At 71.9% G+C, this 16,325-nt stretch carries 17 protein-coding genes; 7 read left to right on the forward strand and 10 right to left on the reverse strand.

Going from position 1 to position 16,325, the window contains the following annotated elements:
* Positions 1 to 162: 162 nt before the first annotated feature.
* From AC5WS8_RS31865 to AC5WS8_RS31880, 4 genes are all read right to left on the reverse strand, one after another.
* Entirely contained in the window at positions 163 to 846 is a 684-nt protein-coding gene (locus tag AC5WS8_RS31865) for an ABC transporter ATP-binding protein (RefSeq protein ID WP_496106980.1), read from the reverse strand.
* 39 nt (positions 847 to 885) lie between these two features.
* The gene (locus AC5WS8_RS31870) at positions 886 to 2,337 is read right to left on the reverse strand and encodes an ABC transporter permease (RefSeq protein ID WP_496106981.1); all 1,452 of its coding nucleotides are present in this window, start codon (positions 2,335 to 2,337) and stop codon (positions 886 to 888) included.
* A 156-nt stretch (positions 2,338 to 2,493) separates the two neighbouring features.
* Positions 2,494 to 3,759, reverse strand: coding sequence for a L,D-transpeptidase (locus AC5WS8_RS31875; RefSeq protein WP_496106982.1), 1,266 nt, complete (start codon positions 3,757 to 3,759; stop codon positions 2,494 to 2,496).
* 222 nt (positions 3,760 to 3,981) lie between these two features.
* The gene (locus tag AC5WS8_RS31880) at positions 3,982 to 4,335 is read right to left on the reverse strand and encodes a hypothetical protein (protein WP_496106983.1); all 354 of its coding nucleotides are present in this window, start codon (positions 4,333 to 4,335) and stop codon (positions 3,982 to 3,984) included.
* 110 nt (positions 4,336 to 4,445) lie between these two features.
* On the opposite strand from AC5WS8_RS31880, the gene AC5WS8_RS31885 reads away from it, so the two are divergent.
* Complete coding sequence (locus tag AC5WS8_RS31885; protein WP_496106984.1) at positions 4,446 to 4,799, forward strand: hypothetical protein; 354 nt, start codon at positions 4,446 to 4,448, stop codon at positions 4,797 to 4,799.
* Between the two features lie 222 nt (positions 4,800 to 5,021).
* Here the strand turns inward: AC5WS8_RS31885 and hutH are convergent, their stop codons facing one another.
* The 3 genes from hutH to AC5WS8_RS31900 form a co-directional block, all read right to left on the reverse strand.
* The gene (gene hutH / locus AC5WS8_RS31890) at positions 5,022 to 6,560 is read right to left on the reverse strand and encodes a histidine ammonia-lyase (RefSeq protein WP_496106998.1); all 1,539 of its coding nucleotides are present in this window, start codon (positions 6,558 to 6,560) and stop codon (positions 5,022 to 5,024) included.
* 82 nt (positions 6,561 to 6,642) lie between these two features.
* Entirely contained in the window at positions 6,643 to 7,779 is a 1,137-nt protein-coding gene (locus AC5WS8_RS31895; RefSeq protein ID WP_496106985.1) for a GGDEF domain-containing protein, read from the reverse strand.
* Positions 7,780 to 7,915: 136 nt separating this feature from the next.
* Complete coding sequence (locus AC5WS8_RS31900; RefSeq protein WP_496106986.1) at positions 7,916 to 8,722, reverse strand: enoyl-CoA hydratase/isomerase family protein; 807 nt, start codon at positions 8,720 to 8,722, stop codon at positions 7,916 to 7,918.
* Between the two features lie 235 nt (positions 8,723 to 8,957).
* Between AC5WS8_RS31900 and AC5WS8_RS31905 the strand changes: the two genes are divergently transcribed.
* Positions 8,958 to 9,533, forward strand: a complete 576-nt coding sequence (locus tag AC5WS8_RS31905; protein ID WP_496106987.1) for a hypothetical protein — start codon at positions 8,958 to 8,960, stop codon at positions 9,531 to 9,533.
* 74 nt (positions 9,534 to 9,607) lie between these two features.
* On the opposite strand, the gene AC5WS8_RS31910 is transcribed toward AC5WS8_RS31905, so the two are convergent.
* Positions 9,608 to 10,747: an adenylate/guanylate cyclase domain-containing protein gene (locus tag AC5WS8_RS31910; RefSeq protein ID WP_496106988.1), complete on the reverse strand. Its 1,140-nt coding sequence runs from the start codon at positions 10,745 to 10,747 to the stop codon at positions 9,608 to 9,610.
* A 179-nt stretch (positions 10,748 to 10,926) separates the two neighbouring features.
* Positions 10,927 to 11,820 (reverse strand): biotin--[acetyl-CoA-carboxylase] ligase, encoded by an 894-nt coding sequence (locus AC5WS8_RS31915; RefSeq protein WP_496106989.1) that lies wholly within the window; start codon positions 11,818 to 11,820, stop codon positions 10,927 to 10,929.
* Positions 11,821 to 11,979: 159 nt separating this feature from the next.
* Between AC5WS8_RS31915 and AC5WS8_RS31920 the strand changes: the two genes are divergently transcribed.
* The 4 genes from AC5WS8_RS31920 (at position 11,980) to AC5WS8_RS31935 (ending at position 14,767) form a co-directional block, all read left to right on the forward strand.
* Positions 11,980 to 13,563 carry an acyl-CoA carboxylase subunit beta gene (locus tag AC5WS8_RS31920; RefSeq protein WP_496106990.1) on the forward strand — a complete coding sequence of 528 codons (1,584 nt, stop codon included), beginning with the start codon at positions 11,980 to 11,982 and terminating at the stop codon, positions 13,561 to 13,563.
* 24 nt (positions 13,564 to 13,587) lie between these two features.
* Positions 13,588 to 13,794, forward strand: coding sequence for an acyl-CoA carboxylase epsilon subunit (locus AC5WS8_RS31925; protein WP_496106991.1), 207 nt, complete (start codon positions 13,588 to 13,590; stop codon positions 13,792 to 13,794).
* Between the two features lie 201 nt (positions 13,795 to 13,995).
* Entirely contained in the window at positions 13,996 to 14,124 is a 129-nt protein-coding gene (gene mmpB / locus AC5WS8_RS31930; protein WP_496106992.1) for a morphogenic membrane protein MmpB, read from the forward strand.
* 22 nt (positions 14,125 to 14,146) lie between these two features.
* The gene (locus AC5WS8_RS31935; protein ID WP_496106993.1) at positions 14,147 to 14,767 is read left to right on the forward strand and encodes a Maf family protein; all 621 of its coding nucleotides are present in this window, start codon (positions 14,147 to 14,149) and stop codon (positions 14,765 to 14,767) included.
* Positions 14,768 to 14,830: 63 nt separating this feature from the next.
* Here the strand turns inward: AC5WS8_RS31935 and AC5WS8_RS31940 are convergent, their stop codons facing one another.
* Entirely contained in the window at positions 14,831 to 15,364 is a 534-nt protein-coding gene (locus AC5WS8_RS31940) for a hypothetical protein (protein ID WP_496106994.1), read from the reverse strand.
* A gap of 351 nt (positions 15,365 to 15,715) precedes the next feature.
* Between AC5WS8_RS31940 and AC5WS8_RS31945 the strand changes: the two genes are divergently transcribed.
* Positions 15,716 to 16,325 (forward strand): biotin carboxylase N-terminal domain-containing protein (locus AC5WS8_RS31945; protein ID WP_496106995.1); only part of this gene is annotated, 610 nt, incomplete at its 3' end.

The following is a 16,325-nucleotide window of genomic DNA, read 5'->3' on the forward strand; positions in this document are numbered from 1 at the left end:
GGCCGTCCGATGAGCGTGATCCGGTGCGGAGCCGTCCGACCGCCCGCGCCACCGCGGGTGGTCGCGGGCTTCGCCGGGGGGTGGTCTCATTCATGCACACGTCACCCCCGGACCACGCGGCACGGCCCATCGAACAGCCCGCCGAACGACCCGCCGAACGACCTAGGGTGCGGCGTTCTCCTTGACGATGATCCTGCCCTTGCGGAGGGTGGCGAGCCGCGGGGCCCTCCTCGCGATCGCCGAGTCGTGGGTGACCATGATGAACGTCAGCCCGTGCTCCTTCCACATGCGTTCGAGCACGTCCATGATCTCGTCGCGCATCGACTCGTCGAGATTCCCGGTGGGTTCGTCGGCGAGCAGCACCTTCGGCTGCTTCACCAGGGCGCGGGCGATCGCGACGCGCTGCTGCTGGCCGCCCGACATCTCGCCGGGCAGATGCCCGAGCCGCTCGCCGAGGCCCACGGACTTCAGCGCTTCGGCGGCCCGTTCGCGCCGCTCCCCTGCCTTCACCCCGAGGGGGACGAGCGCGGTCTCGACGTTCTCCTGCGCGGTGAGCGTGGGAATCAGATTGAAGGACTGGAAGACGAAGCCGATGTTCTCGCTGCGCACCTTCGTGAGCCGGGCCTCGGAGAGCCCGGCCAGGTCGACGCCGTCGAGTTCCACCTGACCGGTGGTCGGCTTGTCGAGCGCACCGAGCATCTGCAGCAGCGTGGACTTGCCGCCGCCGGTGGGGCCCTGGATGACGAGGCGGTCGCCGTCGCCGATGGTGAGGTCGACGCCGTCCAGGGCGTTGATCGTGTCCTTGCCCCGGGTGTAGCGCTTGGTGACGCCTCTGAGTTCGTACATGGGTGCAACTCCTGGGATACGGAAGGGGGCGGGCCGGGACTACTCGACGCGGCGCAGGGCGTCCGCCGGGCGCAGCCGGGAGGCGCGCCAGCCGCCGAAGGCGCCGGCGACCAGACCGCCGGCCACGGCGAGGGCGACCGCGAGGGCGATGGTGGTGGCGCTGACCGGTGCGGTGAGCGCCACCTGAAGCGTCCGGGCCGCCTGCCGCCCGGGGCCGGCGAAGCCACCGCCGCCGCCGAAGCCGCCACCACCGCCACCACGACCGAGCTGTGCCTGAAGCGTGGGGCTGATCGCGGTGACGGCGTACGCGCCCGCCAGGCCGAGCGCGATACCGAGGACACCGCCGACCAGGCCGTTGACGACGGCCTCGCCGACCACCTGCCGCGTCACCCGGCCGGACTTCCAGCCGAGCGCCTTGAGCGTGCCGAACTCGCGCACCCGGCGGGAGACGGCGGAGGAGGTGAGCAGACCGGCGACCAGGAACGCGGCCACCAGCACCACGACGGACAGCCACTTGCCGACGTTGTCGGCGAGGCTGGAGGCGGTGGACAGCGAACCGGAGACGGTGCTCGCGAGGTCGGCGGAGGTGGTGACCGTGGTGCCCGAGACGTTCTTCTGGATGGTCTTCTTGACTCCGGCGATCTGCTGCGAGTCGGTCGCCTTGACGTAGATCGTGGTGACCTTGTCCTTCACGTCGGCGAGCGTCTGGGCCTGCTGCAGGGGGATGTAGAGGTCGGCCGCCGAATCCCCGCTGTCGGCCGTGGCGATGCCGATGATCCGGAACGTGACGCTCTTGATGGTGACCGAGCCGCCGACCGAGAGCTTGTTCTCCTTGGCGTACGCCGAGTCGACGACGGCGACCTTGGCGTCGGTCTCCGACGTCTTGAAGGTGCGGCCACCGGTGATCCTGGAGGAGGTCAGGGGGCCGAGGGCGGGCTTGGTGACGTCGGTGCCGTAGACGGAGTAGTTGTTGACGTCGAAGTCGGCGCCGCCGCCCTCGACCTGCCCCTGCGGCTGCCCGCCGCCGAAGCCGCCGCGTCCGCCCCGCTCACCGCCGTTCTGGTTCTGGCGGAACTGACCCCGCGTGAACTGTCCGCTGATCTTGATGACCCGGAGGCTCAGCCCGCCGACGGCCTGCGAAACCCCCTTCTGTGTCGCCACCTTGGCGACCGTGCTGCTCGCCAGCGTCTGGAAACCCCGCACCATGACGCGGTCGCTGCTCTGCGTCTTGTTGGAGTCGCTGTCGCGTGCGTCGAAGTTGAAGCGCGGTCGCTGTGAGCTGCCGGAGGTGGGATCGGCCGCCTTGGTCACGGTCATGTCGGTGCCCAGTCCGTACAGCGACTGGAGCACCTTGTCCTGCGCCTTCCCCATGCCCGAGGACACGGAGTCGACCACGATGACGAGGGCGATGCCCAGCGCGAGCCCGGAGGCGACGACGAGGGCCGCCCTTCTCCGGCGGCGCAGCTCGCGCCTGAGGTAGGTGAAGAACATGGCCGCAAGCTAGGGAGGCACCGTGATGAACCCATCAACCGGGCATAAGAGAACGATGAGAAGCACGTCCGCCCGGCGTTCCCCCGGACACGACGATGCCGCCGGCTGCCCGCGTCGGGCAGCCGGCGGCATCTCGGGGAGGCGCCGGCCCGGGTGTCAGACGGCCGAACCCGCCTTCCACTGGGCCCAGCTCATGTTCCAGCCGTTGAGGCCGTTGTCCGGGGCGACCGTCTTGTCGCCGGTGTTCTGGACGACCACCACGTCACCGATCAGCGAGTGGCTGTAGAACCACGCGGCCGGCGTGCTCGGGTCGTTCGCGCCCTTCTTGTCCTGCAGGCCGACACAGCCATGGCTGGTGTTGACATTGCCGAAGACGGACGGGGCGCCCCAGTAGTTTCCGTGGATGAAGGTGCCGGAGCTGGTCAGGCGCATGGCGTGCGGCACGTCCTTGATGTCGTACTCGCCCTTGCCGTCGGAGTCCTTGAAGCCGACCGTCGCGCCGTTCATCCGGGTCTGGGTGAACTTCTCGGATATCACCATCTGGCCCTGGTACGTGGTGTGCTCCGGGGAGCCGGCGGAGATCGGTATGGTCTTGACGACCTTGCCGTCCTGAGTGACCTTCATCTGCTTGGTCTTCGCGTCGACGTACGAGACCTGGTTGCGGCCGATCTTGAAGGTGACCGTCTTCTGCTGCACGCCGTACACGCCGCTCGCGCCCTGCACGCCGTCGAGGTTCAGCTTCATCGTGACGGTGGAGCCCTCCTTCCAGTACTGCTCGGGACGGAAGTCGAGCCGGTTGGCGCCGAACCAGTGGCCGACGACCTCCTGTCCGCTGCTGGAGGTGACGGTGATCCCCCTCTGCACGGCGGCCTTGTTGGTGATCGCCTTGTCGAAGTCGATCGAGACGGGCATGCCCACACCGACGGTCGAGCCGTTGTCCGGCGTGAAGTTGCCTATGAAGGAGTGCGCCGGGGCGACGGTGGTGAAGGAGGCGTTCTCGTGGGCGTCGCGGCCCGCGGAGTCCTTGGCCGTCACGGCGACCTTGTACGTCGTGGCCCGGTCGAGCTGGGCGGTCGGCGCCCAGCTGGTCTTGTCGGCCGACATCTGCCCGGCGACGGGGGTGCCGGACGAGGTGGTCATGGTGACGTTGGTCAGCGTGCCCTTGGCGACCGTGACCTTGGCGGCGTTGTTGATGGAGGCGTTGTCGGAACCGTCCGCCGGCGTGATCTTGATCTGTGCCTCGGAGGTCTTCTTGGCGGCCGCCTCGTCGACCGAGGCCTGCGAGTCCTTGTTGTCCCCGCCCCCACTCGCCGCCGAGCTTCCTCCGCTGCACGCGGAGAGCGCCAGCACCCCGCCGAGCAGTGCGGACGCGGCCATCAGGCCCTTGCGCCGCTTACCATCCGTCATCACACGCTTCTCCATGGTTGCCGAATCCCCAAAACCCCGTTGAGTCCCCGCAAGAACCCTCAACGCTACGACCGGTTCGCCCCGTTCCACATCCGGTGCCGGTGTGGGACACACCACGTCGGCCCGACGGGTGCCCGAGAGTCCTCCGTGTCATGCGGGACACCGGGGAACGTCCTTTGAGACGACGGAGCCCCGGGCGCCGGTTGCCGCCCGGGGGCACCTTTTTGCCAAGGCATGTCAGCCGAGTCGGACGCCCTCGTCGTCCTCGTCGCCCCCCGGCTCATCATCCTCGTCGAGGGCCCAGTCCGGCGAGTCGGGGTCGTAGTCGACGATCTCGCTGCTCCAGGAGGCCTGGGCGAGTTCGACGCCCGGCACGTCGCCCAACAGGTCGGACGGCTCGACGAGATACGCGACGGCCTCGGCCGTGTCCTCCGCCACCGCGCTCTCCGTGTAGGCGCGCTCGCCTTCGGGCATGTCCGGATCCTCGGCGATCCGGCGCAGGGCGGCCTTGGCTACGGCGTCGACATCGTCGATCTCGACGACCAGTTCCACACGAAGGCGGACATACCGTGATGTCTCAGAAGTGCTCATGGCGCGCAGCGTACGGCCCGGAGGGCTCGCGACTTTCCCACGACCCGCGCCTTTCACTAGCATCGCTCCACACGGCCAATTCGTAAGCGCCCCAGGGGGATCGGAATTTCGTGTCCGTCGCACGTCGAACGTCGTCCACCACCCGCCGGACGTTGCTGACCGCCACCGCCGCGGGGACCCTGCTGGGGGCCCTGTGGTTCGTGCCGTCCGCGAACGCGACCCAGAACACACCGGAGAACCCGCGGACCGCGACATCGGCGACCGCCGACCGGACGACGACCACAGCGCACGCGGCGAGCGCGACGGAGGCGACGGGCGCGGCGGGTGCGACGGCCCACACGGAACTGGCCGACACCGGCAGCGTGGACACGACGCCGTACGTCATCGGGGGGACGCTGTTCCTCGGCCTGGGGGCGGGATTCGTGACGTACTCGGTACGCCGGGAGCGCAGCGGGGCGTACTGAGCCCGCCCGCGGCCGGGTGGTACGCAGGGCCCCGCCGCCACCGAGAACCGAGCGGTGACGGCGGGGGACTGGTGAGGCGTCAGCCTGGCGTGGCCGGGCAAGGCCCCCAGGTCGAGGGCGAGGGTGCTCGCCCACCCGCCGCACCTGCTCTCGGGGAGCGGCCGCCGGGCGATCGGCGGCCTGCGCGTGGGGCCGCTCGGAGCGGCGGCCCCACCCGGTTGCTCAGACCAGCGGTCCCGTGACCGACTCCACCGCCGCGAGCAGACGACCGTCGCGCAGGAACGCGTCCGCCGCCGCGAGGTCCGGGGCCAGGAACCGGTCCGGGCCGGGGCCCGCGACGCCCGCCTTGCGCAGGGCGGTGATCGCCGCCTGGCTGGCGGGGGCCGGGGTCAGGCCCTCGCGCAGCTCGATGGCGCGGGTCGCCGCGTACAGCTCGATCGCGAGGACACGGGCCAGGTTGTCCACCGCCGTGCGCAGCTTGCGGGCGGCCGACCAGCCCATGGAGACGTGGTCCTCCTGCATCGCGGAGGACGGGATCGAGTCGGCGGAGGCCGGTACGGCGAGCCGCTTCATCTCGCTGACCAGCGCCGCCTGCGTGTACTGGGCGATCATCAGCCCCGAGTCGACGCCGGCGTCGTCCGCGAGGAACGGCGGCAGACCGTGCGAGCGGTTCTTGTCCAGCAGCCGGTCGGTGCGGCGTTCCGCGATCGACGCCAGGTCCGCGGCGGCGATCGCGAGGAAGTCCAGCACGTACGCCACCGGCGCGCCGTGGAAGTTGCCGTTGGACTCGACCCGCCCGTCGGGCAGGACCACCGGGTTGTCGACGGCCGAGGCCAGCTCGCGCTCGGCGACCAGGCGGGCATGGGCCAGCGTGTCCCGTCCGGCGCCCGCGACCTGCGGGGCGCACCGCACCGAGTAGGCGTCCTGGACGCGCGGCGCGTCGTCCTGGTGGTGGCCCGTGAGATCCGAGTCCTTCAGTACGGCCAGCATGTTGGCGGCCGACGCGCCCTGCCCGGGGTGGGGGCGGATGGCGTGCAGCTCCGGTGCGAGGACCTTGTCCGTGCCGAGCAGCGCCTCCAGGGAGAGCGCGGCCGTGATGTCGGCCGACTTGTAGAGGGTGTCCAGGTCGGCGAGGGCCATGAGCAGCATGCCGAGCATGCCGTCGGTGCCGTTGAGGAGCGCGAGGCCCTCCTTCTCGCGCAGCTCGACCGGGGTGATGCCGTGCTCGGCGAGGAGTTCGGCGGCGGGACGTACGACGCCGTCGGGGCCTTCGGCCTCGCCCTCGCCCATCAGGGTCAGCGCACAGTGGGACAGCGGAGCCAGGTCGCCGGAGCAGCCGAGGGATCCGTACTCGTGCACGACCGGGGTGATGCCGGCGTTGAGGAGGTCGGCCATGGTCCGCGCGACCTCGGGGCGTACGCCGGTGCGGCCCGAGCAGACGGTCTTCAGCCGCAGGAACATCAGGGCGCGCACGACCTCCCGCTCCACCCGGGGGCCCATGCCGGCCGCGTGCGAGCGCACGATGTTGCGCTGCAACCGGGTGCGCAGCTCCTGGCTGATGTGCCGGGTCGCCAGCGCGCCGAAGCCGGTGCTGACCCCGTAGACGGGGTCCGGCTTCGCGGCCAGCGCGTCCACCACCCCGCGGGCCGCCGCCAGGGCCGTCAGGGCTTCCTCGGAGAGTTCGATCCGGGCGTCCGCGCGCGCCACGGCGAGAACGTCGGACGCGGTCACCCCGGACGTCCCCACCACCACAGTGTGCATATCCATATTCAGGAGCGTACGCAGTGAATTCGAAGATGTCACCAGTGGGGTACGGGTTCACCCCTTACCGGCCTCGGGCACCTCAGAGCCGGCCGCGGAACCTGCGGCGCTCCCCGGCGGGCGGCGGCTCGTCGGCCAGGCGGACGACGGGGTCGTCCGGTCCCTCGCGGCCCGCCACCACGGGCTTCCCCGCGTGCAGCGCCTTCGCCCGGTACTGGGCCGCGTCCGCGAACCGGAACAGCCGTCGCGCCGAGTGCACCGGGCCGATGGCGTCCTGGGTGGAGGCGACCCCGCAGGCGACACCGTCGCCGATCTCCAGTTCGGCGGCACGACGGCACACCTCGTCGGCGGCCCGCACCACCTCGTCGGCCGACGGGCCCACCGCCAGCAGGCAGAACTCGTCACCGCCCAGCCGGGCCACCAGCGCACCCGGCAGCATGGCACCGCACAGTGACAGCACCGACCCGAAACGCTCCAGCAGCCGGTCGCCCACGGCGTGACCCTGCGTGTCGTTGACGCGCTTGAGCCCGTTGACGTCGCAGACGACCAGCGAGACCACGACGCCGTCGGCCCGGTGCCGTTCGATCGCCTCCTCCAGGCGCACGTCGACGGCGCGGCGGTTGGCGAGGCCGGTGAGGGCGTCGGTGAAGGCGAGCCGGCGAGCCTCCTCCAGCCGTTCGGTCTGCGCGATTCCGGCGGCCACCACGGAGGCGAGGACGGTGGCGAAGTCGGCGTCGTCGCCGTCGAAGACGGGCTCCCCCGCCGCGCGCGCCACATACAGCTCCCCCCACGCCCGGCCGTGCAGCACCACGGGCGCGACGACGCAGCAGCCCCGGCGGCGCCGGCGCAGGGCCGCGACCCGCTGGTGGCAGTACCCGGGCTGCCCCGTGGCCGGCCCCTCGGCGGTCTCCACCCAGGCGCTGGGACCGCCACCGCCCGCCCACCGCTCGTGCAGGAACTCGGTGATCTCCGGGAACTGGTGCACGGGGTACGCCTCACGCTCGGGGAACTCCTCCTCCTCGGGCGCCCGCTCCCCCACATTGACGAGGACCCGCAGCCGTCCGGCCTCCCGCTCCCACACCGACAGCGCGGCGAAGCTCCCGGCGAGCGCCCGGCACGCGCCCAGCGCGGCGGCCCGCCAGGCCTCGTGCGGAGTGTGCGCCGCCGCCATGCCCTGCGCCAGCGCCACCACGGCCCTCAGCCGACTGTCCTCAGCCACGCCTCCAGGCTAGGGCGTGCCCTGCGGTTCAGCGCGGAGGAAGGTGCGGCGTCCGGTGCCTGCGAAGACGTGGCACCGGAGCGCCCTCGTGGGATCGGTACGGCGATCGGGTGCGCGGGGTCTCGGCGCTCCTCGCCTACTCCCCCGGCCACTGCGGGGTGCGCTTCTCGTTGAAGGCGGCCACCCCCTCCGCGCGGTCCCCGGAGAACGCCACCGAACGCCACGCCGCGTCCTCGACCTCCAGACCGGTGCGCAGGTCCAGGCCGTGGCCGAGCCTGAGGGCCCGCTTCGCCGCGCGCAGGCCCACCGGGGAGTTGGCGGCGATTCGGGCGGCGAGGGCGAGCGCCTCCGCACGGTCCCGGCCCTCCGGCACGAGGTCGTCGACCAGGCCCAGCTCCCGCGCCTCGGACGCCTCCAGACGCCGGGCCGTGAAGATCAGCTCCGCGGCGCGCGCGGCGCCCACCCGGCGGGGCAGCAGCTGCGTACCGCCGCCGCCCGGGATGACCCCCACGGACACCTCGGGCAGCCCCACCACCGCCGTCCGGTCCGCCACGATCAGGTCGCAGGACAGGGCCAGCTCGAAGCCGCCGCCCAGTGCGAAGCCGTGCACGGCGGCGATCGTCGGCATCGGCAGCTCCAGGACGCCGGTGTAGGCGGCGCGGGCGACGGGGCGCTGGCGCATCAGGTCGGCGTCCGTGAAGGAGTTGCGCTCCTTCAGGTCCGCGCCCACACAGAAGGCCCGCTCGTGCGTCGATGTCACCACCGTCACCCGGGCGTCGCGGTCGTCGGCGAGGTGGGCGCACGCGGCGGCGATCGAGCGGGCCATGTCCGTGGACACCGCGTTCATGGCCTTGGGCCGGTCCAGCGCCAGCTCCGCGACGTACCCGTGCCGCCGTACGACGACGTACTCGCCGAACCGCCGCTCGTCCCCCTGCTCCGCCATGACACCCTCCCGGTTAACGCGGGTTAACTACACGTCGTCCCGATCATCGCAGGCGAAGCGGCCCCGCGAAAGCCACCGTGCGCCTTCGGCGGGTGCGCGCCCTTTACCGCCCCCTGTCCCCGTTCGAGTGAATTCGAGTCACCTGCGCATCGCCCGCCCCCCATCACCACATAATCTGCGCACCGCTACGCCGCTACGGCACTTGGGGGAGTGCGGGCGACCGGGAGGGACGGGCATGACGACGGACACGGCCACCGACGACACCACGGCGACGGTGCACCACGCCTCCGGCCTCTGGTTCCGCCCGGCGGGCCGGCACCGCAAGCCCCGTCACCGGCGCCTGGCGCTCGCCGTCGGCGGGTTGGCGCTCGCCGCAGGCGCCCTGAGCCTCGTACGTCTGGCACCCGAGTCGGTGACGGGCGGAGGCGGCACCGCGGAGGCCGAGCCCCGGGTCGATGCCAGCGACACCGCGGCAACGGTCAGCGGCGTGCCGTCCAAGGGGGCGGCAGGGCCTTCGACGACGGCCCTCACGGCAAGGGCGGGCATTGCGGCCTCCGCGTCGGGCGACGCGAGCCCGTCCGGGCTTCCGTCCCGACCGGTCCCACGGGTCACCGACCCCGCGACCGGCATCCCGGAGGCACTCTCGACCCCGACGGCGTCACGGACACCCGAGCCTCCGGTCACGACGACGACCGCCCCGCCATCCGCCCCGCCCCCGGCCTCGACCACCCAGGCGCCGCCGCCACCGTCCTCCTCGAACCCGGCGGGGCTGTGCGTGCCGCTCGTGGGACTCTGCGTCCACGGCCTCTGAGCACGCTGAACCGGGAGCGCGACGGACGGCTGGTGCCGCGGCAGGCAACGGGGCGAAGGTTGCCTGATGCGGCACTAGGAGGAGCCGTTCCGCCGGGCCAGCAGCCACGGCTCGATCACGCCGAGGCCGCGCACGGGACGCTGCCACATCGGCTGCAGCGCGAAGCGGTGGGTGGGCGGCTCCTTGCCCTCCTTCTCGGCGACGGCCGCGGCCTCCGCGGCCGCCGCCTCGGAGGCGGGCGCCTCGGCCGTGCGGATCAGCTCCTCCGCGAAGGCATGGTCGACGAGGACCGCGTCCCGGGGCGCTATCGAGGTGAGCCGGCTCGCCAGGTTGACCGTCGTACCGAAGACATCGCCCATCCGGGTGGTCACCGTGCCGAACGCGATGCCGACGCGCAGTTCCGGCATGGTCTCGTCGTTCGCCATGGTCTCGATGAGGCGCAGAGCGATCTCGGCGGCCACGCCCGCGTCGTCCGCCGCGTACAGCACCTCGTCGCCGAGCGTCTTGATCAGCCGTCCGCCGTGCGCGGCGACCAGGTCGGCCGCGGTGGTCTCGAACGCCTCGACGAGCTCGCCGAGCTCCTCCTCCTCCATACGGCGCGTCAGGCGGGTGAAGCCGACCAGGTCCGCGAAGCCGACGGCGAGACGGCGGTCGACCATCTCCTCGTCGTCCGCGGCCTGCACCACCCGGCCGGTGGCGGCGGCGAGCTGGCGCCGCCAGACGTAGACGAGGAACTCCTCCAGCTCCGGCAGGAGCAGCTCGACCAGCGGGTACGTCACCTCGGTGCGGGTCATGCCGGGCTCGGGCGGCTCGGTCAGGCCCTCCAGGAAGGAGTCGATCTGCCACTCGGCCAGGCGTGCGGTGGTCTGCCCGGTGGAGCGGGCCACCTGGACGGCCATGGCCTCGCTGAGCAGTCCGGCCTCGACGAGACCGGCCAGGCGCCGCAGGGCGAGGACGTCCGCCTCGGTCAGGGCTCTGGCCTGACCTATGTCGGCGAAGCCCATGGCCCGCCAGAAGCGGGACGCCAGTTCCATGGAGACGCCCGCGCTGCGGGCCGCCTGGAAGGGGGTGTAGCGGCGCTCCGCCCCCAGAATGAGCTGCTCCAGGCGGAGCGCGAGGGGGTTCTCCTCGGACTCGGCGTGTGCGTCGCGCCCCGGATCACCGTCGGGGGCGGGGTGGACGCCCGTGCCCGAGCCCGTGTCGTCGACGGTCACGCGTGCTGCCCTTCCGATCTGCCGCGGTCAGGTTCGACCGCGGTCAACTCTACGGCAGGTGTGCGGTAGCTCACTCCTCCGCGGCCGTTACCTCCCCGGCGGGGGGTGCGCACCCGGCTTCCGGGTCGTCGTTCCCTGAGTTCCTCCGAGCGGGAGAGCGCAGACGGGCCGGTCGGTGCTCACGCAGGCCGCAGGTGCACGACGTCTCCGGCGCCCACCGGCTCCTGCACCCCCTCCTCCGTCGCCAGTACGAGCCGCCCGTCACCGTCGATCGCCACCGCCTCGCCCGTGATCGAGCGGTCGCCCGGGAGTTCCGCCCGGACCAGGCGGCCCAGGGTCGCGCTGCCCGCCGCGTACGTCTCCTGCAGGCCGCTCGCGGCCGGGTCGCCGTCCGCCGCGCGCCAGCGGCCGTACCAGACCTCCAGGGAGCGCAGCACCGCCCGCAGCAGCGGGTCGCGGTCGGTGGTACGGGCTCCCGCCAGGGCCAGGGACCCCGCCGTGGGCACCGGCAGCTCGTCCTGGCGGAGGGTGACGTTGACGCCGATACCGATCACGACCCCCTCGTTCCCGGCCCGCTCCGCGAGGATCCCGCCGGTCTTGCGTTCCTCCCCGCCCACGGTGACCAGCACGTCGTTGGGCCACTTGAGCGCCGTGTCGACGCCGGCCGCCCGTGCCAGGCCGGCCGCGACCGCGACCCCGGCCAGCAGCGGGAGCCAGCCCCAGCGGGCCACGGGCACCCCGGCCGGGTTGAGCAGGACCGAGAAGAACAGACCGGAGCGGGGCGGAGCCGACCAGATCCGGTCCAGCCGCCCGCGCCCCGCGTCCTGCTCCTCGGCGACCAGGACGGCACCCTCGGCGGCCTGACCGGCAGCGGCGCGGGCGACCAGGTCGGTGTTGGTGGACCCGGTGCGCTGCACCACCTCGACCCCGGTCCACAGCCCGCCCTCGCGCACCAGCGCCCGGCGCAGCGCGGCGGCGTTCAGGGGCGGGCGGTCGAGATCGGACCAGCGGCTGCCACCACCCGCGGCACCGTTCGACCTGTCGTTCGCGTCAGAGGAATCTCGCGGCATCATGCAAGCCACCCTAGGTGTGGTAAACGCCGCACTGCCGATCGGTAGGCACGCCACTACGCTACGGATGAGTAACCGTTCCTTCTTCTGAGCACTTACAGCACGTACAGGTAGCACCTCACCCTCACGTCCCCACTTGAGCAGGCAGGGAGCCGCATCCCGATGTCCGAGCCGGAAGAGATCGACATTCACACCACTGCGGGAAAGCTCGCGGACCTGGAGCGCCGCGTGCAGGAGGCGACGCACGCCGGCTCGGAGCGCGCCGTCGAGAAACAGCACGCGAAGGGCAAGCTGACGGCGCGTGAGCGCATCGAACTGCTGCTCGACGAGGACTCGTTCGTCGAGCTGGACGAGTTCGCCCGGCACCGCTCCACCAACTTCGGTCTCGAGAGGAACCGGCCCTACGGAGACGGTGTCGTCACCGGGTACGGGACCGTGGACGGCCGTCCGGTGGCGGTCTTCTCCCAGGACTTCACCGTCTTCGGCGGGGCGCTGGGCGAGGTCTACGGCCAGAAGATCGTCAAGGTGATGGACTTCGCCCTGAAGACCGGCTGCCCGGTCATCGGCATCAACGACTCCGGTGGCGCCCGGATCCAGGAAGGCGTCGCGTCCCTGGGCGCCTACGGGGAGATCTTCCGGCGCAACACCCACGCCTCCGGCGTCATCCCGCAGATCTCCCTCGTCGTGGGGCCGTGTGCGGGCGGTGCCGTCTACTCCCCGGCCATCACCGACTTCACGGTCATGGTCGACCAGACCTCGCACATGTTCATCACCGGCCCGGACGTCATCAAGACGGTCACCGGCGAGGACGTCGGCTTCGAGGAGCTGGGCGGCGCCCGCACCCACAACTCCACCTCCGGCGTGGCGCACCACATGGCCGGGGACGAGAAGGACGCCATCGAGTACGTCAAGCAGCTGCTGTCGTACCTGCCGTCGAACAACCTCAGCGAGCCCCCGGCCTTCCCGGAGGAGGCGGACCTGTCCGTCACCGAGGAGGACCGTGAGCTGGACACGCTGGTGCCGGACAGCGCCAACCAGCCGTACGACATGCACACGGTCATCGAGCACGTCCTGGACGACGGCGAGTTCTTCGAGACCCAGCCGCTGTTCGCGCCGAACATCCTCACCGGCTTCGGCCGGGTCGAGGGCCGCCCGGTGGGCATCGTCGCCAACCAGCCGATGCAGTTCGCCGGCTGCCTGGACATCGACGCCAGCGAGAAGGCCGCCCGCTTCGTGCGGACCTGCGACGCCTTCAACCTCCCGGTCCTCACCTTCGTCGACGTGCCCGGCTTCCTGCCCGGCGTCGGCCAGGAGCACGAGGGCATCATCCGCCGCGGCGCCAAGCTGATCTTCGCCTACGCCGAGGCCACCGTGCCCCTGATCACGGTGATCACCCGCAAGGCGTTCGGCGGGGCCTACGACGTCATGGGCTCCAAGCACCTGGGCGCCGACCTCAACCTCGCCTGGCCGACCGCCCAGATCGCCGTCATGGGGGCGCAGGGCGCCGTCAACATCCTGCACCGCCGCACGATCGGCGAGGCCGACGAGCCGGAGGCGGCCCGCGCCCGGCTGATCCAGGAGTACGAGGACACGCTCCTCAACCCGTACGTCGCGGCCGAGCGGGGTTACGTCGACGCGGTGATCAGGCCGTCGGACACCCGCCGCCACATCGTCCGAGGCCTGCGTCAGCTGCGCACCAAGCGGGAATCCCTTCCCCCGAAGAAGCACGGCAACATCCCTCTGTAACCCCCGGGCCTCTTGGGAGCCGTCATGAACATCAAGGTCATACGGGGCAATCCGACCCCGGAGGAGCTGGCCGCCGCCCTGGCGGTGGTCCGCGCGCGCGCCGCGGCGGCGGCCGCCACGCCGTCCGGCGCGGCACCGCAGGACTCCTGGGCCGACCCGGCCCGTGTCGCGGCCCACCGTCTGCCCCCGCCGGGTCCCACGGCCTGGGCCCGCACCTACTGGCCCGGCTGACCGGCGGCGCCCGGGCAGGTCCGGCACCTTCGCGACGGCTTCGGCCGTCACCGCGTACCCGCGTCGTCCGGGTGCGGGTGACCGCCGGAGCCGTGTGCCGCCGTCGGCGGTCGGAGGGACGGCCGGGCGCGGCGGCCGGCGCCGCAAGTTGAGTACGGGTACTCAGGCGCCGCCGCGGCCGCCCGCCGGACGATGGAGGGCATGCTGTGGTCCGACCCCGAGAACGAACCGCCCGAGGAACTCCGCGAGGTGCAGCGGATGTTGAGGCGGCTGGGGGTCCTCATGGCGCTGGCCATGCTGCTGGCGATGATCGTCCTCGGCATCAGGTGAGGGCCGCCTATACGCTGAGCGCATGACCGATCAACCGCGCCGCCGTCTCGTTCTCGCCTCCCGGTCCCCCGCCCGGCTCGGACTGCTCCGACAGGCCGGACTCGACCCCGAGGTCATCGTCAGCGGGGTCGACGAGGACGCTGTCACCGCCCCGACCCCCGCCGAACTCGCGCTCGCGCTCGCCGAGGCCAAGGCCTCCGTGGTGGCGGCGAAGCCCGAGGTCAAGGGCGCTTTGGTGATCGGCTGCGACTCCGTGCTCGACCTGGACGGCGAGGCCCTCGGCAAGCCCGCGGACACGGAGGAGGCGACGGCCCGCTGGAAGTCGATGCGCGGCAGGGCGGGCACGCTGCAGACCGGTCACTGCGTCTACGACACGGTCAGCGGCCGGTACGCGTCCGCCACGGCGTCCACCGTGGTCCGCTTCGGTGAGCCGACGGACGAGGAGATCGCCGCCTACGTGGCCTCCGGCGAACCTCTCCACGTCGCCGGAGCCTTCACGCTGGACGGCCGCTCCGCGCCCTTCATCGACGGCATCGACGGCGACCACGGCAACGTCATCGGCATCTCGCTGCCCTTGATCCGCCGACTGCTCGCCGAACTGGGCGTGGGCATCACGGAGTTGTGGGCGCCGCGGGAGCGGTGAGCGGGTCCGGCCCGGGGACGTCGGCCCGGCAGCGTCGCCCCAGAAGCCTTGGCCCAGGGACGTTCAGGGCGTGACCGCTGCCGGGCCGCCGTCCTCCAGGGGGCCGGTCCGCTCCGGGGGCTCGGCGGAATCACGGGCCTGCCGCGCGGCCCTGTCGCCGTCCTCCGGGCCGCCGTCGGCGGGCGGCGCACCGGCCGCCGGGCCCTCCGGGCGGTCGTACGTCATCAGGGTGAGCACGATCAGCCCGAGCACCGCCATCATGAAGGCGAACGCACCCCAGCCGACCAGACCGACCACGAACGTCCCGATCAGGCCGTGCACCACGGCTGCGGTGATCAGCAGGATGCGCCAGACGCCGGACGGCGCCCGGTCCCGCACGGCGACCAGGAGGGCCGCCAGCCCGCACACCGCGAAGTAGAGCCCGAAGACGACACCGGACGCCTTCGAGGACACGGACATGATGTGCGGATCGGCGCCGGCCATGGACATGTGCTGCCGGTCGACGACCACGCCGAGGAGCCAGTTCAGCATCGCGACACCGAACGCCTCCGCGAAGAGGACGAGCGCCACGACCCATGCCACCGGTCTGCGGACCACCGGCCTCCACCCACCTTCGAGTGCCCTACGGCTTACTTCAGCATCGGGAACGCTACTAACGGGTAAACCTTCGGACAAGAGGCACGGCAGGAGCAAAGTTTCGTTGGGCCATTAGTAGGGACTCCACAAAGAAACACGACGGGCGGCGGGACTACTTCATAGAGACCTTGGCCACGTCCGAGGGCTAGGGTTTTCCGGTGGATTCCCATGTACGGCGGTACGACAAGGGACTTCGCAGGTGGAGTGAGCCTGGTTTCACGCTCCGTGTGGGCAAGCTCACCACTGGGGACGGGTCGAAACGTCGTGTCGGCAGTCCCTAAACTCGGCTTGTTTCAAGGAGAGGGAGCCAACGTGCGCAAGGTGTTGATCGCCAACCGTGGCGAAATCGCTGTCCGCGTCGCCCGGGCCTGCCGGGACGCCGGGATCGCCAGCGTGGCCGTGTACGCCGACCCGGACCGGGACGCCCTGCACGTCCGCGTCGCGGACGAGGCGTTCGCCCTGGGCGGCGACACCCCGGCCACCAGCTACCTGGACATCGACAAGGTCCTGCAGGCCGCCAAGGACTCCGGCGCGGACGCCGTCCACCCCGGCTACGGCTTCCTCTCCGAGAACGCCGACTTCGCCCAGGCGGTCCTGGACGCCGGGCTGATCTGGATCGGCCCGCCGCCGCAGGCCATCCGCGACCTGGGCGACAAGGTCGCCGCCCGGCACATCGCCCAGCGCGCCGGCGCCCCCCTGGTCGCCGGCACCCCCGACCCCGTCTCCGGAGCGGAGGAGGTCGTCGCCTTCGCCGAGCAGCACGGCCTGCCGATCGCCATCAAGGCCGCCTTCGGCGGTGGCGGACGCGGCCTGAAGGTCGCCCGCACCCTGGAGGAGGTCCCCGAACTGTACGACTCGGCGGTACGGGAGGCGGTGGCCGCCTTCGGCCGCGGCGAGTGCTTCGTCGAACGCTACCTGGACC

Source organism: Streptomyces sp. PTL18, from assembly GCF_059510295.1.

What these genes read in the sequence shown, in the direction of transcription:
- AC5WS8_RS31870 (WP_496106981.1), bottom strand. Translation starts at nt 2,337, where the DNA reads ATGTTCTTCACCTACCTCAGGCGCGAGCTGCGCCGCCGGAGAAGGGCG.
- AC5WS8_RS31880 (WP_496106983.1), bottom strand. Translation starts at nt 4,335, where the DNA reads ATGAGCACTTCTGAGACATCACGGTATGTCCGCCTTCGTGTGGAACTG.
- AC5WS8_RS31865 (WP_496106980.1), bottom strand. Translation starts at nt 846, where the DNA reads ATGTACGAACTCAGAGGCGTCACCAAGCGCTACACCCGGGGCAAGGAC.
- mmpB (WP_496106992.1), top strand. Translation starts at nt 13,996, where the DNA reads ATGCTGTGGTCCGACCCCGAGAACGAACCGCCCGAGGAACTCCGCGAG.
- AC5WS8_RS31900 (WP_496106986.1), bottom strand. Translation starts at nt 8,722, where the DNA reads ATGGCGGAGCAGGGGGACGAGCGGCGGTTCGGCGAGTACGTCGTCGTA.
- AC5WS8_RS31915 (WP_496106989.1), bottom strand. Translation starts at nt 11,820, where the DNA reads ATGATGCCGCGAGATTCCTCTGACGCGAACGACAGGTCGAACGGTGCC.
- AC5WS8_RS31920 (WP_496106990.1), top strand. Translation starts at nt 11,980, where the DNA reads ATGTCCGAGCCGGAAGAGATCGACATTCACACCACTGCGGGAAAGCTC.
- AC5WS8_RS31905 (WP_496106987.1), top strand. Translation starts at nt 8,958, where the DNA reads ATGACGACGGACACGGCCACCGACGACACCACGGCGACGGTGCACCAC.
- hutH (WP_496106998.1), bottom strand. Translation starts at nt 6,560, where the DNA reads ATGCACACTGTGGTGGTGGGGACGTCCGGGGTGACCGCGTCCGACGTT.
- AC5WS8_RS31925 (WP_496106991.1), top strand. Translation starts at nt 13,588, where the DNA reads ATGAACATCAAGGTCATACGGGGCAATCCGACCCCGGAGGAGCTGGCC.
- AC5WS8_RS31935 (WP_496106993.1), top strand. Translation starts at nt 14,147, where the DNA reads ATGACCGATCAACCGCGCCGCCGTCTCGTTCTCGCCTCCCGGTCCCCC.
- AC5WS8_RS31875 (WP_496106982.1), bottom strand. Translation starts at nt 3,759, where the DNA reads ATGGAGAAGCGTGTGATGACGGATGGTAAGCGGCGCAAGGGCCTGATG.